Raw genomic sequence first — 23,258 nt, 5'->3', positions numbered from 1 at the left:
TTTTTACTTCGCTGCGCACCTTAAACTTTTAAATTAGCTGTTTCTCATGTTTATCTTACATTATTCTCTCTTAAAATAGAGGTTAAGACGATTTTTTTTGGCAAAAATAATCGCATTCTTTCCTAACATGCCAAAATTTTTTCAAAAAAGATAGCCATGAAGCTAACCACCAGAGGTCATTACAGCGTTAAAGCTTTACTCGATATTAGTTTGCAACCTGGTTATGGCCCCACCTCCGTAAAGGCGATCGCCAAACGCCAAAACCTCCCAGCCCCATACCTTGAGAAGCTGTTGATTGAGATGCGTCGAGCCGGAATTCTTCGTTCAGTCCGTGGTGCCCAAGGGGGATATCAATTACTATCGAAACCCGAAGATATTTCCCTAGGTCAAATTCTCCAGGCCATCGGTGAAACCATTGAACCGCTCCCCCACCATGAACCCCACCCCGACCAAGCCGAAGATTGGGTTACCTTTAGTCTCTGGCAGCGGCTCCACCAAAAACTCCAAGAAGCCCTTTATAACATTACCCTTGCTGATTTGTATTACGACGCCCGCAGTTGGAAAGCAGCCCAGGGAGAAGCCACAAGTTTTGTGATTTGAAGTTTTTACAATGTCTAATTTTTCTACACCGAAACGTTATGGTGGTGGCTGTCATTGTGGTGGTGTTCGCTTCCAAGTCGTTTTGAGAAACTTTCAAGCCCTTGACTGTAACTGTTCTATTTGTCGTAAAAAAGGATTTCTCCATATCATTGTCCCCCAGGCAGATTTCCATTTACTCCAAGGACAAGATCTGCTAACGGCCTACCAGTTTAATACCCACCAAGCAACCCACCTTTTTTGTCGGCGTTGTGGCGTCCATTCTTTTTATCTACCCCGTTCCCATCCCGATAGTATCGATGTGAATCTGCGCTGTTTAGATGAAAATCTATTAGATGTCTTTGAGATTATATTTTTTGACGGAGAAAATTGGGAAGACAATCTCTCCCAAATCACCTAAAATCTGGATCCTGTGCTGTTAGCTAAAAAATAAGATTGTGCTATCGAGAAGATATCAACGCATTTGCCAAACCCTAGACCGTCGCCAACTCGACCTCACTGTCCTCATGGAGGATGTCCACAAACCTCACAATATTTCCGCGATTATTCGCACCTGTGATGCGGTAGGGGTGATGGCTGTCCATGGGATGAATCAGGTCGCAGATGGTGATATCCTCGACACTTACTCCCAGGTGGCCCAAGGCAGTGAGAAATGGGTTGATTTAAACCGTCACCCCGATATCACCACGGCCATTGACCATCTCCATCAGCAAAACTTCAAAATCTATGCGGCCCATTTAAGCGATCGCGCCGTTGATTACCGTGACATTGACTATACGCAACCCACAGCAATTTTGATGGGCGCCGAACGCTGGGGAGTGAGTGATACAGCAGCCGAGTTAGTGGATGGTCACATTATTATTCCGATGTTAGGGATGGTGCAATCCCTGAATGTTTCCGTGGCTGCAGCGGTGATTCTCTTTGAAGCGCAACGTCAACGCCTCCAGGCCGGATTTTATGACCAACCCCGCCTAGATCCAGAGTTCTACCGTCAGAAAGTCTTTGAATGGGGCTACCCCGAACTTGTCGCCCATTACCGCGATCGCCAATTGCCCTATCCCCCTTTAGATGCAGAAGGTCAAATTATTCAAACCGAAGCCTAGCCAGCCTTGACCCTCCATTTCAAGACACCCATGACTGTGATCATTCCTGCTTGGGTGTTTTTCATGCAAAAACGTAATTCAATTTATGCATGGAGCTCAAGTGCCATCAAAAAGCGTAGCTTCGGTTACAAATTTTTAGGATTTCCTTGTTTAGCTTATGAACTGTTGAATGTACAAGATCTCTTTAAAAAAGATTTTTTGTAGATCAATTTCTCTTTTGCCAAGGATTATTACTGTTCTTGCAAAAGCAACTGTAAATCACACATTGATCATCTCCTTCTAAGCAATATAAGTACGCTATGTTTTGTTGCTAACAGTAAGAAAATAGGGCTTTAATTGTGACTGGAAGATGATTTCTTTTAAAAGGATTGCCCTTTGGGCAAATTGCTCAAAAATGCTGTGATATTCTGCCTTGACGTAGTTCAAGAGGTTTTTTTAGATCCATATCAAAGCAGAATAAAAATCCAGAGCTAAGCTTTTGCAATTAAATTCACAAAAAACAAAATTAAGTTCTTCATGAACAATTTCCCTGTAGTTTAAAAGTTAATCTCAAAGCGCATTAACTTTAGAAAAATTAATGACCCTTTTGTTTCCCAATCGGTTTTAAATTAGGAGAAAATAATGGACTACGTAATCCCCAAAGAACTAGTAGATGCCAGTATCAAAGCAGGCGAAACAAAAGCACGTCTTTCCGTCAAAGATCTGCTCATCCGTGGCTTCTACTCTGGTCTGGCCCTTGGCGTTGCCACAACCCTCGCTGTTACCGTCGCTGTGCAAAGTGGTTTACCCTTCCTCGGAGCGCTCCTCTTCCCTTGGGGATTTGCCTCCATCGTGCTCTTTGGGATGGAACTGGTGACCGGAAACTTCGCTTTGATGACATCGGCGATGTTGGCAAGACGAGTGAGGTTTGGCAGAGTCATCAACAATTGGCTTTGGGTTTATATCGGCAACTTTTTAGGTTGTTTGTTTGTTGCACTACTGATGGGTTTCTCCCTCACCAATGGTGGCACGGCTGACCCGAGTCCTGTGGGCGAAAAAATCATGGAAATTGCCCTCTCCAAAACCGTGGCCGTCAAGGAAATGGGCACCAATGGCTTCTTCCTCTTCATCGTCCGTGGTATTTTCTGTAACTTCCTGGTTTGCCTAGCCGTGATGATGGGTATGGTGAGCAAGTCTGTCCCTGGTAAGTTTATGGGCTGTTGGTTCCCGATCTTCGCGTTCGTCACCCTTGGTCTGGAGCACATCGTCGTTAATATGTTCTTTATCTTGACTGGTATGGTTCTCGGCGCGCCGATCTCTGGTATGGATATGGTTTTCTGGGATTTCCTGCCTGTGACGATCGGTAATATCATTGGCGGTGGTATTTTCATCGGCGCTCTGTTGTATTCAACCCACTACACGAAATCCCAGGGTCTTCCCCAAATGGCAATGGAAGAATCCATGAAAAATCCCGTGCTGCGCTAAAAAATTGGGCTTAATTCACTGATTGCCAAAATAAAAATAATCAGGGAAATAAAGGGAGTGACTCAAGTCACTCCTTTTTCATGTTTTGGATATTAAGGAAGGGCGATCGCCTTGGGGATTAATTCAAAGAATGCTGAAGGTTAAACCACTGTAGGTAGTGAGACGTTCGATGAGAGGTTCGCCCATCCCTGTGGCTGGCGTCCAGAAGCCACCTGGTCGGGATAGATGATCTTTGGCTAAACAGAGTCCTGCCTGGGCAATAATTTTTGCGGTGGAGCCATAGCCGGGATCGCGATCGCCAGTGACTTTGGCCATGAGGGTTTCGCCGGAGGCAGTGGTTCCCCAAAAGCGTAGATCGTAAAACCCTGCTTGCTGTTGACTGGGGGAAGGCCCTTCACCGGGGGCCGGGACAATTTTTTCGAGGATGCCAGGGGCGATCGCCGCTGTTCCTCCCAGGATTTTAAGTAATAGGCTTAGACCCTGGGCTTTCAACCAACCCCCGACACTGACCCCCGTAAGCAGCCCTTCGTCGTACTGAAACTGCTCTCCATAGGCCCAATTTTGTAGGGCATTGGAGCGTAGCACGATGGGGGTATTCACCGCTGCCATGATAAAGGGCGTCACCCATTCGCCGAAAGTGTGGTCGATTTGTACCGGGATTAGGGGAACTGGATGCTGGGGATTAGGGGCTTTGGGACAGAGGGCATAGGGATTAGCCAACAGCGCTTTGATCTCTGGGTCGGCGATCGCCTCTTTGATCAGATTTACGCCGCTGGCCGCCGTCCCCCCAGAAATGCCTCCCTGGGCCGCCTTAACGCGCATCTTAATTTGGCGACAGGGTTCTCCGAATCGTTCTAAAGCCCGCTGTTGCAAAAAATACACCCCAAGGTCAGACGGCACCGAATCAAAGCCGCAACAATGGACGATCCGTGCCCCCGATTGTTGGGCGATCGCCTCATATTTAGTCACCATCTTTTTGACCCACTGGACTTCCCCGGTCAGATCGCAATAATCGGTTCCCGTTGTGGCACAGGCCCGGAGCAAGGTTTCTCCATAAAGACTGTAGGGGCCGACCGTTGTGAGGATCACCTTCGTTTGCTCGCAGAGGGCCGTCACTGTCCCTTGATCAAACACATCAACAACAAAGGTTGCTAAGGTCTCCCCTGGGATGCCCAAGGAGTGCTTGAGTTGGGCTAATTTTTCGGCTGAACGGCCGGCGATCGCCCAAGTAAACGATTCACGTTCGGCATGGTCACAAAGATAGCGGCAAATAATTTGGCCCACAAAACCAGTGGCCCCTACCACGATCAGATCATAGGGGGGTGACGATGACGACATTTTTTCAGAAGACATAGCGCCTAGTGTCCCAGACAAAGATGCCCTTCAGTGTATCGTCTGCGCTAAACCTTTGTGGCTCGGTTGGGGGTGCCCCGTTCTGCATCCCGCACCCGTTTACCGCGCCAAACCAAACGGATCGGCGTGCCCGCAAAACCGAGATCCTGACGAAATTGCTTCTCGATATAGCGGCGGTAGCTATCGTTAAACCGTTTGGGGTCATTAACAAACAGAGAAATTGTCGGCGGCTGACTGCGCACCTGGGTGCCATAGTAAATCCGGCCCTGTTTTCCTTGGCGACTGGTGGGGGGAGAATGCCAGGAAACCGCTTCTTGGATCACCTCATTAATCACGGCGGTAGAAACGCGGCGACGGTGAGATTCGGCGGCTTGATCAACTAAATCCAGGATTTTATTCACCCGCTGACCAGTCTGGGCGCTAATGAAGAGCATTTCGGCCCATTCCATGAAAAATAGACGCGCTTGCAACTCTTTGCGGTATTGGTTGATTGTGTAGGTATCCTTCTCGACAGCATCCCACTTGTTGGCAACGATGATCACCGCCCGGCCTTCGTCAATGATCCGACCCGCTAGTTTGAGATCCTGTTCGGTCACCCCATCTAAAACATCAATCACAAAAAGTACTACATCCGCCCGACGAATCGCTTTAAAGGCACGGTTAATGCTAAAAAATTCGGCCCCATAATCCACGTTTTTTTTCCGGCGGATGCCAGCGGTATCAATGAGACGATATTGTTGGCCGTTGCGTTCGATGATTGTGTCAATGGCATCGCGGGTTGTCCCAGAAATCGGACTGACGATCGCCCGTTGTTCTCCGGTGAGGGCATTGAGCAGACTCGATTTACCGACGTTGGGGCGGCCAATGATCGCGACGTTAATGGTGGTATCTTCTTCGACATCGGTGATCGTGGGGAGGTATTCGATCACTTTGTCTAAAAGATCGCCGGTGCCACTGCCATGGATCGCCGAGATGGGGAAAGGTTCTTCCATGCCCAGCTCCCAAAATTCAGCTGCTTGGGTATAGCCCTGTTCGAGGGATTCGCATTTGTTCACGGCCAGGACAACGGGGACATTTTGTTGGCGCAACCAGTCGGCAATTTCTTGGTCGGCGGCATTTAACCCAGCTTGGCCATCCACCACAAACAGGGCAACGGCTGCTTCGGCGAGGGCGATCGCCGCTTGTTCGCGAATTAAAGGTAAAAATTCTTCGTGGTCGTCGAAAACAATCCCGCCCGTATCGACAATCTGAAAATTGCGGTCTTGCCAAAAACCAGGCCGATAGGTGCGATCGCGGGTAATGCCGGGCTGGTCATGGACGATCGCCTGTTGATCGCCAGCAATGCGGTTGACGAGGGTAGATTTGCCCACGTTGGGACGACCGATCACGGCAATAATGGGGAGTTTCATAGGGACTCTGCTTGAATCAGGGGAAAAGACTGGATAATGACGGGGGGACTCGCTAAGCTTTAGTACAAGCGGTCTGTTTTGCTTCAAAAAATTATGATATAAACGCCAACATCAAAACTCAGAATATTTAATCATACCAATTTTTAAGGTGATCGCCCCGATTCCGGCTCCTCTTTTCCTATTCTTTATCCTGTAATTTTTCCCATGGTTTCCCACAATGAACTGCCTGAGGTGATTAAACCTCTCTTGATGTACAGTGGCTCGAAATTTGCCTACGAAGTGAATCGTCTGCGGTTACCCAATGGGGCCGTTGGTGATTATGGGGCGATCCGTCATCCGGGGGGCGCGTTGGTGGTGCCTGTGACCAATGAGGGTCAGTTGGTGGTGGTACGGCAATATCGCTTTGCGCTCCAAGGGCGGATTATCGAATTTCCGGCGGGAACGATTGAAACCGAGGAAGACCCCCTCAGCACGGTGCAACGGGAACTACCAGAGGAAGCGGGTTATGGGGCAAAAAATTGGCGATCGCTGGGGAAATTCCCCCTTTGCCCAGGCTATTCTGACGAGTGGATCTATGCTTTTTTGGCAACGGATTTAGAAAAATTAGCCACTCCTCCAGCCCAGGACGTCGACGAGGATATTGAGGTGCTTTTGTTGAGTCCAGAGGAGTTGGAAGCGAAAATCCATAATGGCGATCGCCTCGATGCCAAAACCATTGCCAGTTACTATCTCGCTAAACCTTTCTTGACCCACTAAATACCGCGTTAGTCCAACGAAAAATTGAGCTAAACTGCTACTGAGATGACAAAATTTCCCTGAGCACAGACTAAAATCGGGAAAATCCCAGGATTTGGAGGCAAATGATGCAGCTAGGCGCACTTTTAAAACAGGTATCGGCCATTGAATCCCTGCCGGATCACCCGATGCTCCAGCAGGTCGTCAAAGGATTGGCGAGCAACTCCCAAGCCGTAATGCCTGGGGATCTGTTCATTGGTTTGCCCGGTACCCGCGTCGATGGGGGCGAGTTTTGGCAAGGGGCTATCGAAGCTGGGGCGATCGCCGCTGTGGTCAGTCCAGAGGCCCTCGAAAAATTTCCCGCGACCAAGGGCGAATGCGTCATTCCCGTTGCTGACCCCGTAATTGCCTGTGCTGAAATTGCCAACCTCTTTTACAACAAACCCACTGCAAGTTTAAAACTGGTAGGAGTGACTGGGACGAACGGTAAAACGACCACCAGCCACCTCATTGAATATTTCCTCCAAGCTGCCCAACAACCCACCGCTCTAATCGGCACCCTCTACACCCGCTGGCCCGGCTACGAAAAAATTGCCACCCACACGACTCCCTTCGCCATCGATCTCCAGAAAAACTTTGCGGCAGCCCTCGAAGCAGGCAATACCCACGCCGTTATGGAAGTGAGTTCCCATGCGCTGCACCAAAATCGCGTTAAGGGTTGTCAATTTGATGTGGCCGTTTTCACCAATCTCACCCAGGATCACCTGGATTACCATCCGACGATGGAGGACTATTTCCAGGCGAAAGCCCTGCTTTTTAACGAGGAATATTGCCACGGCAGGGCAGTGGTGAATTTGGATAATCCCTATGGCGATCGCCTCGCCCACAAACTCGGTGAAAAAGCCTGGGGTTATAGCCTCCAAGATGCCGCAGCGGATCTTTACATGGATCGCCTAATTTACACCGCGACGGGGGTTGAGGGCCGCCTAAAAACCCCCATGGGCACGGTAGAATTCACGTCACCCCTAGTCGGTCAGTTTAATCTCGAAAATGTGATGGCCGCCATCGGTGCAGGTCTGGCCTTGGGTCTGGATTTAAACCAGATGATTACCTGTCTGCCGCAATTCCAAGGGGTGCCGGGGCGCATGGAACGGGTGATTGTGGCTGAGGATCAAGACATTAGCGTGATCGTTGACTATGCCCACACCCCCGACAGTTTAGAAAATCTCCTAAAAGCATCCCGGCCTTTTATCGCGAAAAAAATGATCTGTGTGTTCGGTTGCGGTGGCGATCGCGATCGCACTAAAAGACCTTTGATGGGAAAAATCGCCGCGACGCAATCAGATTGGGCCGTGGTCACCTCAGATAATCCGCGTACGGAAGACCCCAAGCAAATTTTGGCCGATGTGGTGGAAGGGATTCCCGAAAATATCCAGTTTTTCGTGGAAGCAGACCGGGCCACGGCAATCCAACGGGCAATTTTAGAGGCCCAACCGGGAGACGGGGTTCTCATCGCTGGGAAAGGCCATGAAGACTATCAAATTTTGGGGACTGAAAAAATTCACTTCGATGACCGAGAGGAAGCCCGCAAAGCCCTCGGCGATCGCCACCCAAAAACCCCCTAACGCTACAATCAACATAAATTTTTCTATAAATTTCTCTGCCTGAGTCTAGTAAAAAAACTGCCCCCATGAGTGATCTGGTTCTCGATGTCCGTCAACTGCAGGTGGCCTTCACCAGCGAAAATCAAACCAATCTCGCGGTTGATCAAATTAGCTTTCAGCTTAAACGGGGCCAGACCCTCGGCATCGTGGGGGAATCCGGCTCCGGCAAATCGGTCACATCCCTTGCGCTGATGGGGCTGATCCAAAAACCAGGCCGCGTCACCGGGGGCGAAATTTTCTTTAAGGCGACCCCAGACACAGAACCCCTCGATCTCCAAAGTTTGCCGGAATGGGAACGGCGCACCTATCGCGGTGGCGAGATTGCGATGATTTTCCAGGAACCCATGAGTTCCCTTAATCCTGTCTATAACGTGGAATTTCAGCTTACCGAAGCGATTTTATTGCACCAAAATGTCACCCCAGCCCAGGCCCGCCAACAGGCGATCGCCCGACTCCAGGAAGTGCAACTGCCCGCCGAGGTGATGAAACGCTATCCCCACGAATTGTCCGGGGGCCAACTGCAACGGGTGATGATTGCCATGGCGATCGCCTCTAATCCGACGCTATTAATTGCGGACGAACCCACCACTGCCCTCGATGTGACTGTGCAAGCGACGATTTTGCAACTGTTGCGGGATCTGTGTCAGGCCCGGCAAATGTCTCTAATTTTCATTACCCACGATTTGGGGGTGATTGCGGAACTTGTTGACGAAGTGGCGGTGATGTACCGGGGAAAAATCGTTGAGCAAGGCCCCATCGAACAGATTTTTAAAGCGCCCCAACATCCCTATACCAAAGGATTACTGGCCTGTCGGCCCCGCCTTGATCAAAAATTAGTCCTGCTGCCGACCGTTGCCGACTACATGAGTGTTGAAACCGATCCCGACACCCAAACCGTCGTGATCCAAGAGCGACAGCCGGATTTGAATTTACTGGCAGAAGTCTCCCTAGAAGCCGATAAAAAGCGCCTTGAAGCCCTAATTAAACAAAAACCGCTTCTATCTGTGCAAAAGCTCCAGGTGGGTTATCCCAGTCGCAATTTTCTTTTGACGGGACAACGGTATTTCATGGCCGTTAATAATGTTTCCTTTGACCTCTATCCGGGGGAAACCCTCGGTCTAGTGGGCGAATCCGGGTGCGGCAAATCCACCCTGGCCCGGGCCATTTTGCGACTGATTCAACCCCTCAGTGGCGACATTTGGTTTCGGGGCGAAAATATTGCCCAACTCCCTACCCGCAGCAAACGTCTCCGACAACTGCGCCGGGAGATGCAAATTGTCTTCCAAAATCCTTACAATTCCCTCAATCCCCGCATGACCATTGGCCGGGCGATCGCCGAACCGTTAATTATTCACAATATCAAGCGGGACAAGAAAAAACGCCTCGAACGGGTGCAATATCTGTTAGAGCGGGTGGGCCTCAATCCCCAATGGGTGAACCGCTATCCCCACGAACTATCAGGCGGTCAACGGCAACGGGTTTGTATTGCGCGGGCCTTAGCCATTGAACCCCAATTTATTATCTGCGACGAATCCGTATCGGCCCTAGATGTCTCTGTCCAGGCCCAAGTGTTAAATCTGCTTAAGGAACTACAAGCGGAATTTCAACTGACCTATATTTTTATTTCCCACGACCTCAGCGTTGTGAAATTTATGGGTGATCGCATCATCGTGATGAATAAAGGCAAAATCGAGGAAGTAGGTACCGCTGACCAAATTTACCGCAATCCCCAACAGGACTACACCAAACAACTCATCGCCGCGATCCCCCAAGGCCTCTAAAAAACATCCTCCCTGGAGGAAAGTGCCGCAGGCGGAGGGTGTTTACCCGTAGTTGTTATAACTATCTACCGCATTGGGATCCACATCCCGCTTAGAACCCAGCAAATCTAGACGATTAACCCGAATTACTGGCTTAGACGATTCGTGGCCATTGCGATTCGTGAAAGTCTCAATCTTTAAAGTGCCTTGGATACCGAGCAGACTGCCTTTTTTTACATAATTAGCGGCGATTTCTGCTGTTTTTCCCCAAATCTCTAAATTAAACCAATCTGGCTGATCTGTCCGGCTGGTGGGACGATTTACCGCTAAAGTCAAATTACACAGCACACTACCCGACTCGAAATAGCGCACTTCCGGATCTCCGCCGGCCCGGCCCACAAGATTTACGAGGTTAATGGTCATCGTTGACTTTCCATACAACTGTTCTGCTTTATTGTGCCACAAGTTCCCATGGCAATTTGTTGTGAAGTTTTGTAAGGTGTGAGTGATTTACCTACTCAATCATCAAGGCGAACCCCTATGTTGGCGTTATACCAATTTGAACTATCCCAGTTTTCGGAAAAAGTCCGCTTAATCCTCGATTACAAGGGTTTAGAGTACAAAAAAATCGAAGTGACCCCCGGTATCGGTCAACTGGACGTATATAAAATGTCGGGTCAGCGTCAAGTGCCTGTCCTCAAAGATGGCGATACGGTAATCAGTGACTCCACAGAAATTGCTTTTTACCTTGACCGCAAATATCCTGAAAAACCGATTATTCCTACCGCTCCAGTGCAACGGGCCCAATGTTTGATCATGGAAGAATGGGCCGATGAGTCCATTGGCTTGAAAGGTCGCAAAGCCTTCATTGGTGCCCTCAACCAAAACCCTAACTTCCGCACCTCCATTGTGCCGAAGCAGGTGCCTGATCTCTTTAAAAATCTTCTGGGGGCTGTGCCGGGGGATGTTTTAGATTTCTTTGGGGCGGGCGTTGGCCTTGGTGGTGATGCAGTTAAAGAAGCCCAGCGGGGTCTCAGGCAGGATCTCGAAGGGTTAACCTTGCTTGTCCAGCAACAACCCTATTTAATCGGCGACCAACCAACCTTGGCGGATTTTTCCGTGGCCGCCCTGAGTATTTTGCTCAAATTTCCTGAGGGGAACTATTTTGATATCCCTGACTACCTCAAAGGTAAGGGCATTCCGGGTCTGGGGGATAATGCGGAATATGCGCCGTTTTTTGAGTGGCGCGATCGCCTTTATCGCGAGTTCCGCCAAGAAACAGGGGGCAATCGTGAGTCAAAGACTGAAGATGGTGCCCCCACAACCATTGAAATTGATTAATTGATTGTTCTTATAAAGAAAAAAGCCCCCAAGTTTTATGTAAGCTTGGGGGTTAAATTATTGTCAGAAAATAGAATATTTTCTGAAGCAGATAGTTTTTAAAGCAATTCTTGGATATCTTTGGCGATCGCCTCCGGTGTTGCCGTGGGTGCATAGCGTTTTACCACTTGACCCTGACGGTTAATGAGGAATTTTGTGAAGTTCCATTTCACATTTTTTGTCCCCAAAATACCGGGCGCTTCCTTGGTTAAATATTGATATAACGGGTGGGCATTGCTGCCATTAACATCAATTTTTTGAAACATTGGAAAAGAAACTCCAAACGTAGTTTCACAAAATGATTGGATTTGCGATTCGTTGCCGGGTTCTTGTTGGCCAAACTGGTTACAGGGGAAGCCGAGGACGACTAAACCTTTGTCGCCATATTGTTCATGGAGCGCCTGCAAACCTTTGTATTGGGGGGTGAATCCACATTGGCTGGCTGTATTGACAATCAATAAAACCTGATCTTTATAGGTACTAAGATCGACCGATGTGCCATCAATGGCTGTGGCCGAAAAATCATAAATAGAAGTAGGCGTTTGTGTCGTCATAAACTCGAAAAAATATTTGTAGAAGCGGTTTAAAACAATCTCGCAAGCATTATATTCATTATTTCAGCAGAGTGTAAATGAGTCTTAGAGATAAGACCTCTGCGTAATTTTTGCCGTTACTCTCCCCATAATGCTTAAACAGCAGCAATAGTATAACAAAGACCAACAAGACTGGGGGCGATGTTTTGAAAACCGATGGTTTGCTGCTTTGATCAGTTGAGTTTAAATAGGCGCGTTTTGTTTTGTCAGAGGCAGAACAGCCTTTGCCGCTTAGGGACGAGATTTTTCTTCGTTATAATGTTTTTTTTGAATACCTCCCAATAGAAGTTAAGAAACGCCCTTGAGATCTATGCAATATCGTCGCTTTGGTCGCACCGAACTGCAAATGCCTGTTTTTTCCTGTGGCGGGATGCGCTATCAGTTCAAGTGGCAGGATCAAGACCCCGCGAAAATTCCTGCTGACAACCAAAAAAATCTAGCGGCAACAATCCGGCGATCGCTTGAGCTGGGCATTAACCACATCGAAACGGCACGGGGGTACGGCACGTCAGAAATGCAACTTGGGTGGGTCTTATCGCAATTTAAACGAGAAGATCTCATTATCCAAACAAAGGTTTCCCCAAAGGCTGATCCCCAGGCATTTCGGCGCGAGATTGAAAAATCCCTCAATTATTTGCAACTGGATTATGTGGATTTATTTGGTATCCACGGCATTAATAACGAGGAAATATTTAAGTTCACCTTTGAACGGGGTTGTCTAGAAGTTGCCCAAGAATTGCAGCGGGCGGGACGGATTCGTCACATCGGTTTTTCGACCCATGGTTCGACGGATTTGATTGTGAAAACCATCGAAACGGGGGCGATGGATTATGTGAATCTGCACTGGTATTGGATTAATCAGGACAATTGGCGGGCCATCGAAGCGGCAACGCAGCAGGATATGGGGGTATTTATTATTAGCCCGTCGGATAAGGGGGGACATCTTTACAATCCACCCCAAAAGCTAGTCGATCTCTGCAGGCCGTTGCATCCCATGGTGTTTAACGATTTATTTTGTTTGTCCCATCCCCAGATCCATACTTTGAGCGTGGGGGCGGCGCGTCCCTCGGATTTTGATCAGCATCTAGAAACCCTCCCTCTGCTGGGGCGGGCCGATGAAATTTTGCCAGATATTCTCGCGCGACTGGAAAATCAGGCGATCGCCTCCCTGGGGGAAGATTGGGCCAAGACCTGGCAAGTGGGCCTGCCGACCTACGACCAAACCCCGCACCAGATTAATATCCCCGTCATTCTTTGGCTTAGAAATTTGGCGATCGCCTACGACATGATTGAATACGGCAAAGCCCGCTACAACCTGATGGGCAACGGCGGCCACTGGTTCCCTGGCCAAAAAGCCGACCGCTTAACGGAGGTAGATCTACGCAACGTATTACGCCTTAGTCCCCACCGCAAACACATTCTCCAGTACCTCCAGGAAGCCGATAATTTATTGGGAGGAGCAGCGGTGCAACGGTTATCGACGAGCTAAGTTTTATCCTGAGAAAATGGCTTAAGGCACTTGGAGGGTAACAAAGCGATTTTCCGGCACAAAACTATGGTACTCACCATCATCGGCCAAAATTGCCACTAAATTGAGCGTATAGTCCGGTTTAATCTGCAGTACATCCCACGGCACAGACAATTCTAAACATTCTCGGTAAGCCATTTTGGCATGGGCACCCCGGGGCCGCCACTGGCCATAGTCACTGGCTTCTTCAAACCAGATAGATTGGGTTAAGAGATTAATGCCGATGTGGTGCCGGAAGAGATAATTTAGGGGAGCCTGGTCGGGCATACTGGCGATGGGAGCCGGGCTAATGGCGCAGTTTACCCCTGGATAGAACCAAAGGAGATGGAGTTCTGCCGGGAGTTCCTCGCCCCATTTGATGCCCCGCTTGAGGTCAAAGCGCAAATAAAAATTAAGATGATCCCAACCGTAAAAGAGTCGTTGTAGAGCGCTGCTTTGGTGCATAGTTCCCCGGGCACCGCCAATTTCGATGCAACCGGCTTTATCCCAATCCTGTTCGTCGCCGATACCATCAATGATCGGGTGAATAAAGCTTTCGGGGAGGTGCTCCCGGTGGCGGGTGTGGTCTTCAATGGGTTGGAGCACTTCCGGCGGAATCGGTTCGTTTAGGGCTTTGTAGATCCCAGCGACGTGTTCCCGAAAGAGTTGGTCAAACATGGCGTCTTGGTTAGAGGAGTGACCTTCCCCAAACCACCAGAACCAGTCTGAGCCTTCGGCCGCATAGAGGGATTCCCAGGCTTCGGGGTTGGTAATTTCTGTCGCTTCAGGATGGGTGGCCAGCAGGTGGCGGGCTTTGGTGAGCATATCCCAGGCGCGATTTTTGGCGGGGTCCCCAATCCAGGTGGTAAAGCTTCCATCAACCCAGGAACCACTATGGAGTTTGTGGCTAGGAATGGTTTCGGTGGGGGGAAATTGCTCGATAAATTCGGAGACCGTGACGAGTTCGAGTTGGCGATTGGCGCTCAGTTTTTCGTAGAGGGAGGTCAGGAAAGGGATGCCGTCTTTTTCGTAGAATTCCCAGCAGTTTTCACCGTCGAGGGCGATGGTTACGAGGTGTGGTTCTTGGAGGGCGGTTTGGCCTTCTTTTTGGTGGTGTCGCAAGCTCCGGGCGATCGCCTCTAGGTGACCAACCAGATCGCAGGCGGCCTGTTCTGAGTCCATACCACTGTAGGTAAAGCCCACCAGATCCGACAAACGGTGATCCCGGAAGACAATGGCGAGATCCCCATGGTCTGTTTCGAGGCGATAGGGGCGATACATTTTTTCCGGTTCGTAGACATTGCCCACTTCGTCCCGATGGAAGAAATGTTTCAGGCTCCAACCCAACACTGCTTCATCGGAACAGATCCACTTAAAGCCAGCGGCGGCGATGGGGTTAAGCACTTCCGGGCTGACAGATTGCTCCGATGGCCACAGACCCCGTACTTCTCGGCCAAAACGTTCCCGGTACATTTCCTTGGCGCGGTTGAGGTGGCGGGGAATATCTTCTGACCACTGGAAGCGTTCCTGGGGAAGTTCCATCTTGGGGACGGCGACGCGGCCAGAATTGGTATCTGCGAGCAGGGGCAAAATCGGGTGGGTGTAGGGGGTGGTGGTCACTTCCAGTTGCCCATTGTCCTGCATCTGTTTGTGTTTGGGGATAATCCGCTTAATAATTTCCCGTTGTTTGGAATAAATGCGTTGGCGATCGCCTAAAGTGAAGCCGCGATCTTTTTCGAGCCAGGCAGCGATCTCCGGGTCATCCCAGAAGAGGGGATCAATCCAGGCTAAATTATGCCAAGCCAAGAGATCACTAAATTTTTGTTCGTCCCAATTTTCCAGACACCAGGCTTTGCCGTTGTCCTGGCGCTCGGTGTACAGCTCCCGGTAGCGGGGATGGGGATCGACTAAGGTGCGGTGGTTGCCATCAAAGAAATGCTCCAGGATGTACCATTTTTGGTCACTGTTGAGGTCTGTGACGGGGGTGAGGGCCAGCTTTAGATAGGGGTCAAGAGCCTTGCCTTCGGCATAATCTTCCAACTGCATCATCAAGGAAGGTACCAAATTCACAGTTTGGTGGAGGCGCGGATATTTTTCGAGCAGCAAAATCAAATCTAGGTAATCTTTAGTGCCGTGGAGCCGCACCCAGGGGAGATGATATTGACCGTCCGGTGCTTTGTAGAGGGGTTGATGCTGATGCCAAATAAACGCGATGTAGAGGGGATAAGACATATAAATGGAAATATTTTGCCGCTGTGGAGTCTCCAAAAGCCTTGGGTAAGCTTGGCTTTCTCTTTAAATCATAGCGATCGCCTTTCCGTTCTTCCGGGCAGCCTTAACGAATTGCAAGGATGCGATGGGGCTGTGACATTTAGCAATTAGCGTGATTGACTTTGATTAGTCTGATTTTCAGTGACTTGACGGGCCAGGTAAGCCACGGCAAAATCGCCATTGTTGTGGGCCGCTAGTTTTTCCCCTAGGTCGAAAACATCGGTGGCCAGGGTCGGCCCAAGTTTCTGGATCAGGGCCTGTCGTTCGCTGATATTGTGCTGTTGTTCCCGGACTTTGTGTTGCCATTCGGCGGTAAAAATATATTCGAGGCTAGTGTGAAGTTGGAGTTTTTCTAAAATTTCCCATTCTTGGCGATCGCACCAGAAGCCATTACATTCGGGGCAACGCTCTAAGTAAAAAGGTTGATCAACGGGGATTTTTACCCGCGATAAATAGCGGCGGCATTCGGGACAGAGGGCTGCTTTATTGTCTGTTTCACCGGGGATCACGGTTTCTGGGAGGGACAGTTGGGTATTGAGGCGCTGTGGTTTTCGTTGGCTATTTTGCCAGGTTTGGTAGCGATCGCCAGGGAGCCAATCTCCTTCACATTTTTCACAATGACAACTGGTCAGCTCCCCAGATAGAAGCTGATCCCCAAGCTCAACATCGCGACATTTAGGACATTGCACAGTTTAATGACTCCCACAGTTTTTCCTCGTTTTATCCTACGCCGAAGCCAATCCCGCCACAACTACGGCCCAGAAATTTGGCGCTAACTTTTCTATAATCACCAAACAGAAACAATAGACGGGACAAAAAATTCATGCAGCGGTTATCGGTGGTGGTCGTCCATGGCAGTTTTAGTGACAGTTACCAGCAGGAATTTCAAACCCTGATCGCCCAGGTGAAAGCCCAGGTAGATCATCCGGTACTTGGGGCCTATTTAGAATGTAGCAAGGTGCCCCTAACGACGGCGATCGCCCAGTTCCTCCGAGATCACGCCCCGGAACCCGCTGAAGTGCAGATTCTCCCTTTGTTCCTCTTGCCCGGTGTCCATGTCCGTGAAGATCTACCAGAGGCGATCGCCCAACTGCAGTCCCAATTTCCCCAGGTAAAGTGTCAACAACTCGATTACCTTGGTAAAGATGCCCGCCTTGCTCCTTTCCTAGAGCGACAGTTTGCCGAAAATTCCGCTGCCCAGCGCCTTTTGATTGCCCATGGTAGCCGTCGCACCGGCGCGAATCCCGAAATCGAAAAGCTGGCCCAAACCCTCAACGCCAGTACCGCCTACTGGGCCACAGAACCCTCTTTAGACCAAAAACTGGCACAGCTCCAAGAGACGACCGCAACAACGATTCACTTGGTTCCCTATTTTCTTTTTTCTGGCAAAATCCCAAAGGCGATCGCCGCCCAGATGAAAACCTTCGCCCAGGCCAACCCCACCATGACAATTCAGCTTGGTCAACCCTTTGGCACCGATCCCCAATGTGCAGTGGCGATCGCCAACATTCTCCGGGGTAACCCCTAGGCAAATAGTGAAATGCAGGGTGAAATATTGCTGTTCTTTACGGATTTATAAGAAAAATTCACGCCAATGGCATGATATGTATGGTTAGTTGCCCTGGCTGACTGGTGCCGTTGGCAACGCAAATTTAAATAAACAAAGATAAGCACATTTACTTACAGCCTTGATAAATTCTTGCCTGTAGGTCTGCCTTCACAGTTAAATAGGTGGAGATAGATTTATTTACGTTATTGCTGTATTGAGGAAAAACATGAATAAAATTCTGGGGATCGACCCACTCAAAAAATTTATTTTCGGGATTAGCGCATTCGTTTTACTATTTTGGCAACTCAATGTCGGCGCTGCCAATGCCACCGCCCTCCGGGAAGTAGACCGCACCGTCAACCTCAATGAAACCGAAACGGTCGTCCTCAGTGACCAGCAGGTTGCCAAAGGAGAGCGGATCTTTATCAACACCTGTTCCACCTGCCACAACAGCGGCCGGACAAAGAGCAACCCCAACGTAACCCTTTCTCTAGTGGATCTAGAAGGGGCAGAACCCCGCCGCGATAATATCCTGGCCATGGTGGACTATCTCAAAAATCCCACCTCCTACGATGGTGAATTAGACCTATCTCAGTTACACCCCAATACCGTCCGTGCCGACATCTGGAGTAGCATGCGTAACCTCAACGAAGAGGATCTGCAAAATGTTTCCGGTTATGTCCTCGTTCAAGCCCAGGTGCGTGGTGTTGCTTGGGGTGGTGGTAAAACCGTTAACTAAAACACGATTGATCGACTTTATTTAAATCGTCTTTTTTATCTAAAATTCGCAAAATGAAGTACCGAAGACAACCATAATGAGGTTGTCTTTTTTATTGTCTCTAAAAGTGTTCATTGACTTTTGCAACAAAAAAACTCCCCAGACCGGGGAGCCATAGATCGTTTTTTATTGCGTATTTGAGGAAAATCCCAAGGAGCAACGAGATGAACCTAAAGGGTCAGACTGTGTGTGTTATTTTCAATCAAGTCGGCTAGATCCTTAAGGAATGCCGCCGCATCAGCACCATAAATAATGCGGTGGTCGCAGGTGATATTGACGGTCATTTGCTTTTTCACACCAAATAAACCGTCGGGCGTCGCAACGACTTTAGGCTGAGCCCCCCCAATCGCGAGGATTGAACCTTGGCCGGGGGGTAAAATCGCATCAAAACTGCTGACCCCAAACATGCCTAGGTTAGAGAGGGTAAAGGTGCCAGTGCTGTACTCATCGGGCTGCAGTTGCTTGAGGCGCGCCCGGTCTACCAAATCTTTCCACTTGCGGGAAAGGGAATAGATATCCATTTGATCGGCATTTTGCAGCACAGGGGTAATCAGGCCGCCATCGGGCATCGCAACGGCCACCGCCACATTAATACCACTGCTGTATTGAATCGCATTATCCCCAAAGCTGGCATTAACCACTGGATGTTTCTGGAGGGTCACAGCCACGGCCTTCGCCAATAGACCTGTCATGGTGACGCCCTTACTCTTAATTTGCTTGTAGAGGGCATCTAGGGCATCGGTCGTGATGTCATAGGACACATGGAAAGTAGGTACATTCAGGCTGGCATTCATATTCCGCACAACCGCTTGTTGCAATGTATTCAGCGGGACAACTTCACCAGGAGTAACGGCGACGGGAGCTGGCGCTGGGGCGGCAGGCTTACTGATTGTCGGCGCTGGAGTTGATACGGCAGCAGGGGCAATAGTGGGCGCTTTACCAGCGGCTTTTTCGACATCTTCGGCGACAATTCGACCGTGGGGGCCAGAACCAGGCACTGTTTTAAGATCAACGCCAAATTCTTTGGCGAGTTTTTTCGCCCTCGGAGAAGCAATAATTCTGCCATCGTTGACCACTGGTGCGGGGGTCGGGGTTGTAGGTGTAGGCGCTGGGGCTGCCACAACGGGAGCCGGTTCTGGACTAGGTGCCGCAGGGGCGGGTGCAGGCGCAGGATTAGCAGCAGGAGCACTACTACCCCCTTTCAGAGTCGCGGCTTTTTGTTTGGCCTCTGGAATTTCTGCTTCGGTTTCAGCGATGAGGGCGATCGCCGAACCCACTGGTGCTTCTTCCCCCGCATCAACGATAATCGCTGCGAGAAACCCTTCGTTAAAAGACTCAACGTCCATATCGGCTTTGTCAGATTCCACCACGACAACGGTTTCACCTTTAGCGACTTTATCTCCCGGGGACTTAGTCCAAGAGACGATTTTACCTTCGGTCATCGTAGAACTGAGGGCGGGCATGAAAATATCGTGAATCATGGAGGAATCTTCTTTTAAAACAACGGTGTGGACAAACTTTACAATCGTTGTCGATTTTAACCCATTGGGGGAAGCTGGGCTGAGGAATTTGCCATCAAGGAATCAAGGTCTGTGAGGACTTCTTGGCTATGGATCGCGGGATTTACTCCTAGATAAATTTTGCGCAAAATCCCTTCTGGATCAATGAGGTAGGTATGGCGCAGGGAATAGCCTGTCAAGTAGGAACCGTACTGTTTGCTCACATCCCCGGTACTATCGGCCAGGAGGGGAAACTTTAAGCCTTCGGCATCACAAAAAGCTTCGTGGGAATCGACATCGTCAACACTGACCCCCAGCACCTGCACATTACGCTCTAGGTATTTAGGGAGATCCTGTTGGAAACGGCGAGCTTCGAGGGTACAACCAGGGGTGAAGTCCTGGGGATAGAAGTAAAGCACGACCCATTGGCCCCGGTAGTCCTGGAGGGAAAATTCTTGAATTTCCCCCTCGCCATCATTGCCTAGGAGGGTGAATTCTGGGGCGAGCTGGTTGAGTTCGGGTTGGGGGCCACCCAGGGCGATCGCCGCCTCACCGGGGAACCACATAAAGGCGATCGCCACCACAGTAATGAGAATCGTCCGAAAAAATTGCAACATGGAATTTCAAGCTGGTTTTGATACAAGATAATGTTGTAGCAAATCAAGGCAAATCTAACAGCGAGTCACCATGGCAGACATTAAAATTGGCATCATCGGCGGTAGCGGTCTCTACAAAATGGACGCCCTCCAAGACATCGAAGAAATTACCGTTGAAACCCCCTTTGGTGCCCCTAGCGATCGCCTCATCAGCGGCACCCTCGACGGCACCCCTGTTGTCTTCCTCCCCCGCCATGGCCGCCATCACCATCTCCTCCCCACAGAGCTTCCATTTCAAGCGAATATCTACGCCCTCAAATCCCTCGGCGTTGCATACATTATTTCTGCCTCGGCTGTGGGTTCTCTCCAGGGTCATATCAAACCCGTGGACATGGTCATTCCCGATCAATTTATTGACCGCACCCGTCACCGCACTGACACCTTTTTTGGAGACGGGATCGTCGCCCACATTGCCTTTGGTGATCCTATTTGTCCTCAGTTGGCGAAGATCCTCGGTGATGCAGTGGCATCCTTAAACTTAGAAGGCGTTGATCTCCATCAGGGCGGCACCTATGTTTGCATGGAAGGCCCGGCCTTTTCTACCAAAGCCGAATCCAATCTCTACCGCAGTTGGGACGCCAGCATCATTGGCATGACCAACCTCCAGGAAGCAAAACTGGCCCGGGAAGCAGAAATCGCCTATGCAACCCTCGCCCTCGTGACCGATTACGACTGTTGGCACCCCGACCATGACAGTGTCACCGTTGAAATGGTCATTGGCAATCTCCACAAAAATGCCACCAATGCCCAAAAAGTGATCCGGGCTGTCGTCGAAAAACTAGCGGCAAATCCTCCCCAGTCCGCTGCCCATGATGCCCTTAAATATGCGATTCTCACTCCCCTCGACCAAGTCCCAGCTAGCACCAAGGAGAAACTGGCTTTATTGCTCAACAAATACTTGTAAATCAGTCCAAAATTAGCACTCTCCTCTAGAAACTGCTAAATATTGCAAAAAGTTTGCAGATAACCCTTTTAGGGGGGATTTTCCTTAAACTAGATCAGTAACAGTCCCTATACCTCAACCATAGGGACGAGCGCTCTCCCTCCCACTGTCCTATCCTGTGGCGATCGCCTCTAATGTACGGGACAGTCCTAGCCTGAGGATGCTGTGGACTGACTTTTCCCCTGGTTACGCGTTTGGAGTGTGCAAAAAAATGACTTACGCTTTCGATCTGCTTGGGGTGACCCCCCTGCTTACTTTTTTTAACTACCAACAGCAATACGAACTAGACCCCCAGCGTCCCAAAGCCTATCTCGCTGCCCATCGTTGTACTTTAGATAGCTTTATCCAGGCCCTAGACACCATTCCCAAAAAGCCCCATTGGAATTGGGACGAGGTCGTCGAAACCATGGTTCACTTTTGGCTCAAACAAGAAGCGGTGGTACGCCGTTGTGAACAGGAATTACCCGATACTCCCCAAGAACCCTATCTGGTGGTGGCCCGCATTGCCAATCTTCAGGCCCTACGCCATGAATTTGAAAACTTATTCGAAGTTTAGTTAGCAAAAAAAGAGGTGGCTGCGTACCACCTTTTTTTACTATTGACTTGTAACTTGCCCTACCTGACTAAATATCAAATCCCAGTTCAACATCAATGTCAGATCAGACATGGCGCATATCGTTTTGGAAAATTACCCTTGCCAGTTTTGAGCAACGATTTCTGCGAGGTCAACAACCCGTTGAGAATAACCCCACTCGTTGTCGTACCAAGCCACAACTTTAATTAGGTCACCGTCCATGGCGAGGGTGAGGCTACCGTCAATGGTGGAAGAAACATCAGTTCCCCGGAAGTCACAGGAGACGAGGGGTTCTTCGGTGTAAGCCAAAATCCCTTTCATGTAGGTTTCAGAAGCTTCTTTCAGAACTTGGTTAACTTCCTCAGCAATGGTGGGCTTCGCTACTTGGGCAACCAGGTCAACTACGGAGACATTGGGAGTCGGTACCCGCATGGCGATGCCGTTGAGCTTACCCTTCATTTCGGGAATAACTAAGGCAACGGCTTTAGCTGCGCCAGTAGAAGTCGGCACAATATTTTCTGCGGCTGCCCGCGCCCGACGGAGATCCCGGTGGCTATTGTCGAGAATACGTTGGTCGCCAGTGTAACTGTGGACGGTGGTCATCGTCCCTTTGACGATCCCAAAACGATCATTGAGTACTTTAACAATGGGGGCGAGGCAGTTGGTGGTACAGCTGGCATTACTGATGACATTTTGTTTGTCGTGGCCATACTGATCGGCGTTTACACCAACTACATAGGTGCCGATATGGCCGCCTTTACCAGGGGCTGTGATCAATACTTTTTGTGCACCAGCTGTAATGTGCTTAGAAGATCCTTCTTCGGTGTTGAATACACCGGTAGATTCGATCACCAAATCGACGCCCCACTCTTTCCAAGGGAGGTTGAGGGGGTTTCTGTCGGAACAGCATTTGATTACGTTGCCGTTGACAGTCAGAGAGTTGGCGTCATAATCGATTTCGCCATCAAATTTACCCAGCATCGTGTCATAACGAAGCATGTGGGCATTACTTTTGGTATCGGTGGTCGCATTGATCCCAACGACTTGGAGTTGGCTGTTTTCGCGACCAGCCCAACATCTCAAGAAGTTGCGTCCAATACGTCCAAATCCATTAATCGCTACTCTAATCACCGCGTCTTGCCCTCTATTAAAGATTAAATTGCAATAAAAGTTTTCATTTGATGACCCCAATCATATCAAAGACTGCACAATTCGATCCCCGAATTTCGGGAAACTGCCGAATTGATTTGGGAATTAAGACTTCGGTGCTACGCCTCTAGATCGATTGGCTAGACCCCAAAAGGCGATCGCCCCAAGGGATGTTTCTGCGGAATGATTTACTTGTAAATGTCCGGTAATATTGCATACTTAAATGTGTTCTGTTATCTATCGTTACCCATACCAGCGATAGAACGTGTGAGGG

The 23,258-nt window shown here is 49.6% G+C and carries 23 protein-coding genes; 14 read left to right on the top strand and 9 right to left on the bottom strand.

Features of this window, described 5'->3' with window-relative positions:
- Window positions 1-156 precede the first annotated feature (156 nt).
- From FEK30_RS04680 to FEK30_RS04665, 5 genes are all read left to right on the top strand, one after another.
- Window positions 157-600 (top strand): Rrf2 family transcriptional regulator, encoded by a 444-nt coding sequence (locus FEK30_RS04680; RefSeq protein WP_012305767.1) that lies wholly within the window; start codon window positions 157-159, stop codon window positions 598-600.
- Between the two features lie 10 nt (window positions 601-610).
- A complete protein-coding gene (locus FEK30_RS04675; protein ID WP_138072080.1) occupies window positions 611-997 on the top strand; it encodes a GFA family protein in 387 nt (128 codons plus the stop codon).
- Between the two features lie 37 nt (window positions 998-1,034).
- Complete coding sequence (gene trmH, locus FEK30_RS04670) at window positions 1,035-1,700, top strand: tRNA (guanosine(18)-2'-O)-methyltransferase TrmH (RefSeq protein WP_138072078.1); 666 nt, start codon at window positions 1,035-1,037, stop codon at window positions 1,698-1,700.
- A gap of 30 nt (window positions 1,701-1,730) precedes the next feature.
- The gene (locus FEK30_RS16715) at window positions 1,731-1,904 is read left to right on the top strand and encodes a hypothetical protein (protein WP_168191115.1); all 174 of its coding nucleotides are present in this window, start codon (window positions 1,731-1,733) and stop codon (window positions 1,902-1,904) included.
- A gap of 417 nt (window positions 1,905-2,321) precedes the next feature.
- A complete protein-coding gene (locus tag FEK30_RS04665) occupies window positions 2,322-3,164 on the top strand; it encodes a formate/nitrite transporter family protein (RefSeq protein ID WP_138072076.1) in 843 nt (280 codons plus the stop codon).
- A gap of 123 nt (window positions 3,165-3,287) precedes the next feature.
- Here the strand turns inward: FEK30_RS04665 and FEK30_RS04660 are convergent, their stop codons facing one another.
- Window positions 3,288-4,517, bottom strand: coding sequence for a saccharopine dehydrogenase family protein (locus FEK30_RS04660; protein WP_138072074.1), 1,230 nt, complete (start codon window positions 4,515-4,517; stop codon window positions 3,288-3,290).
- Between the two features lie 47 nt (window positions 4,518-4,564).
- Window positions 4,565-5,926 (bottom strand): ribosome biogenesis GTPase Der, encoded by a 1,362-nt coding sequence (der, locus tag FEK30_RS04655; protein ID WP_012305762.1) that lies wholly within the window; start codon window positions 5,924-5,926, stop codon window positions 4,565-4,567.
- Window positions 5,927-6,130: 204 nt separating this feature from the next.
- Here der and FEK30_RS04650 point away from each other — a divergent pair, with 204 nt between their 5' ends.
- From FEK30_RS04650 to FEK30_RS04640, 3 genes are all read left to right on the top strand, one after another.
- Entirely contained in the window at window positions 6,131-6,682 is a 552-nt protein-coding gene (locus FEK30_RS04650; RefSeq protein WP_065709871.1) for an NUDIX hydrolase, read from the top strand.
- Between the two features lie 107 nt (window positions 6,683-6,789).
- Window positions 6,790-8,286: a UDP-N-acetylmuramoyl-L-alanyl-D-glutamate--2,6-diaminopimelate ligase gene (locus FEK30_RS04645; RefSeq protein ID WP_138073741.1), complete on the top strand. Its 1,497-nt coding sequence runs from the start codon at window positions 6,790-6,792 to the stop codon at window positions 8,284-8,286.
- Window positions 8,287-8,351: 65 nt separating this feature from the next.
- Window positions 8,352-10,106 (top strand): ABC transporter ATP-binding protein, encoded by a 1,755-nt coding sequence (locus FEK30_RS04640; RefSeq protein ID WP_138072072.1) that lies wholly within the window; start codon window positions 8,352-8,354, stop codon window positions 10,104-10,106.
- A gap of 42 nt (window positions 10,107-10,148) precedes the next feature.
- Here FEK30_RS04640 and FEK30_RS04635 read toward each other — a convergent pair whose 3' ends face one another.
- Window positions 10,149-10,508, bottom strand: coding sequence for a single-stranded DNA-binding protein (locus tag FEK30_RS04635; protein ID WP_030006734.1), 360 nt, complete (start codon window positions 10,506-10,508; stop codon window positions 10,149-10,151).
- 117 nt (window positions 10,509-10,625) lie between these two features.
- On the opposite strand from FEK30_RS04635, the gene FEK30_RS04630 reads away from it, so the two are divergent.
- A complete protein-coding gene (locus FEK30_RS04630) occupies window positions 10,626-11,426 on the top strand; it encodes a glutathione S-transferase (RefSeq protein WP_138072070.1) in 801 nt (266 codons plus the stop codon).
- A 98-nt stretch (window positions 11,427-11,524) separates the two neighbouring features.
- On the opposite strand, the gene FEK30_RS04625 is transcribed toward FEK30_RS04630, so the two are convergent.
- Complete coding sequence (locus FEK30_RS04625; protein WP_062431717.1) at window positions 11,525-12,019, bottom strand: glutathione peroxidase; 495 nt, start codon at window positions 12,017-12,019, stop codon at window positions 11,525-11,527.
- A gap of 349 nt (window positions 12,020-12,368) precedes the next feature.
- Between FEK30_RS04625 and FEK30_RS04620 the strand changes: the two genes are divergently transcribed.
- On the top strand, window positions 12,369-13,547 hold the full coding sequence (locus FEK30_RS04620; RefSeq protein WP_065709867.1) for an aldo/keto reductase: 1,179 nt from the start codon (window positions 12,369-12,371) through the stop codon (window positions 13,545-13,547).
- A gap of 21 nt (window positions 13,548-13,568) precedes the next feature.
- Here the strand turns inward: FEK30_RS04620 and FEK30_RS04615 are convergent, their stop codons facing one another.
- Window positions 13,569-15,797 (bottom strand): glycoside hydrolase, encoded by a 2,229-nt coding sequence (locus tag FEK30_RS04615; protein ID WP_099239861.1) that lies wholly within the window; start codon window positions 15,795-15,797, stop codon window positions 13,569-13,571.
- A 146-nt stretch (window positions 15,798-15,943) separates the two neighbouring features.
- The gene (locus FEK30_RS04610; protein ID WP_012305753.1) at window positions 15,944-16,525 is read right to left on the bottom strand and encodes a TFIIB-type zinc ribbon-containing protein; all 582 of its coding nucleotides are present in this window, start codon (window positions 16,523-16,525) and stop codon (window positions 15,944-15,946) included.
- A 134-nt stretch (window positions 16,526-16,659) separates the two neighbouring features.
- Here FEK30_RS04610 and FEK30_RS04605 point away from each other — a divergent pair, with 134 nt between their 5' ends.
- The gene (locus FEK30_RS04605; protein ID WP_138072068.1) at window positions 16,660-17,364 is read left to right on the top strand and encodes a sirohydrochlorin chelatase; all 705 of its coding nucleotides are present in this window, start codon (window positions 16,660-16,662) and stop codon (window positions 17,362-17,364) included.
- Between the two features lie 247 nt (window positions 17,365-17,611).
- On the top strand, window positions 17,612-18,124 hold the full coding sequence (psbV, locus tag FEK30_RS04600) for a photosystem II cytochrome c-550 (protein WP_012305751.1): 513 nt from the start codon (window positions 17,612-17,614) through the stop codon (window positions 18,122-18,124).
- Window positions 18,125-18,333: 209 nt separating this feature from the next.
- Here psbV and FEK30_RS04595 read toward each other — a convergent pair whose 3' ends face one another.
- Entirely contained in the window at window positions 18,334-19,644 is a 1,311-nt protein-coding gene (locus FEK30_RS04595) for a dihydrolipoamide acetyltransferase family protein (protein ID WP_138072065.1), read from the bottom strand.
- Window positions 19,645-19,700: 56 nt separating this feature from the next.
- Window positions 19,701-20,279, bottom strand: coding sequence for a peroxiredoxin (locus tag FEK30_RS04590; protein WP_030006741.1), 579 nt, complete (start codon window positions 20,277-20,279; stop codon window positions 19,701-19,703).
- A 70-nt stretch (window positions 20,280-20,349) separates the two neighbouring features.
- On the opposite strand from FEK30_RS04590, the gene FEK30_RS04585 reads away from it, so the two are divergent.
- On the top strand, window positions 20,350-21,222 hold the full coding sequence (locus FEK30_RS04585) for an S-methyl-5'-thioadenosine phosphorylase (RefSeq protein ID WP_138072063.1): 873 nt from the start codon (window positions 20,350-20,352) through the stop codon (window positions 21,220-21,222).
- Window positions 21,223-21,472: 250 nt separating this feature from the next.
- Window positions 21,473-21,817, top strand: a complete 345-nt coding sequence (locus tag FEK30_RS04580; protein WP_030006743.1) for a hypothetical protein — start codon at window positions 21,473-21,475, stop codon at window positions 21,815-21,817.
- A gap of 132 nt (window positions 21,818-21,949) precedes the next feature.
- Here the strand turns inward: FEK30_RS04580 and FEK30_RS04575 are convergent, their stop codons facing one another.
- Window positions 21,950-22,966, bottom strand: coding sequence for a type I glyceraldehyde-3-phosphate dehydrogenase (locus tag FEK30_RS04575; protein ID WP_012305745.1), 1,017 nt, complete (start codon window positions 22,964-22,966; stop codon window positions 21,950-21,952).
- Between the last annotated feature and the right edge of the window lie 292 nt (window positions 22,967-23,258).

Origin of the sequence: Picosynechococcus sp. PCC 11901 (assembly GCF_005577135.1) — a bacterium.
Classification (GTDB): Bacteria; Cyanobacteriota; Cyanobacteriia; order Cyanobacteriales; family MRBY01; genus MRBY01.
Note: the sequence above shows the minus strand (reverse complement) of the source record. Positions and strands in the feature narration are given on the sequence as shown.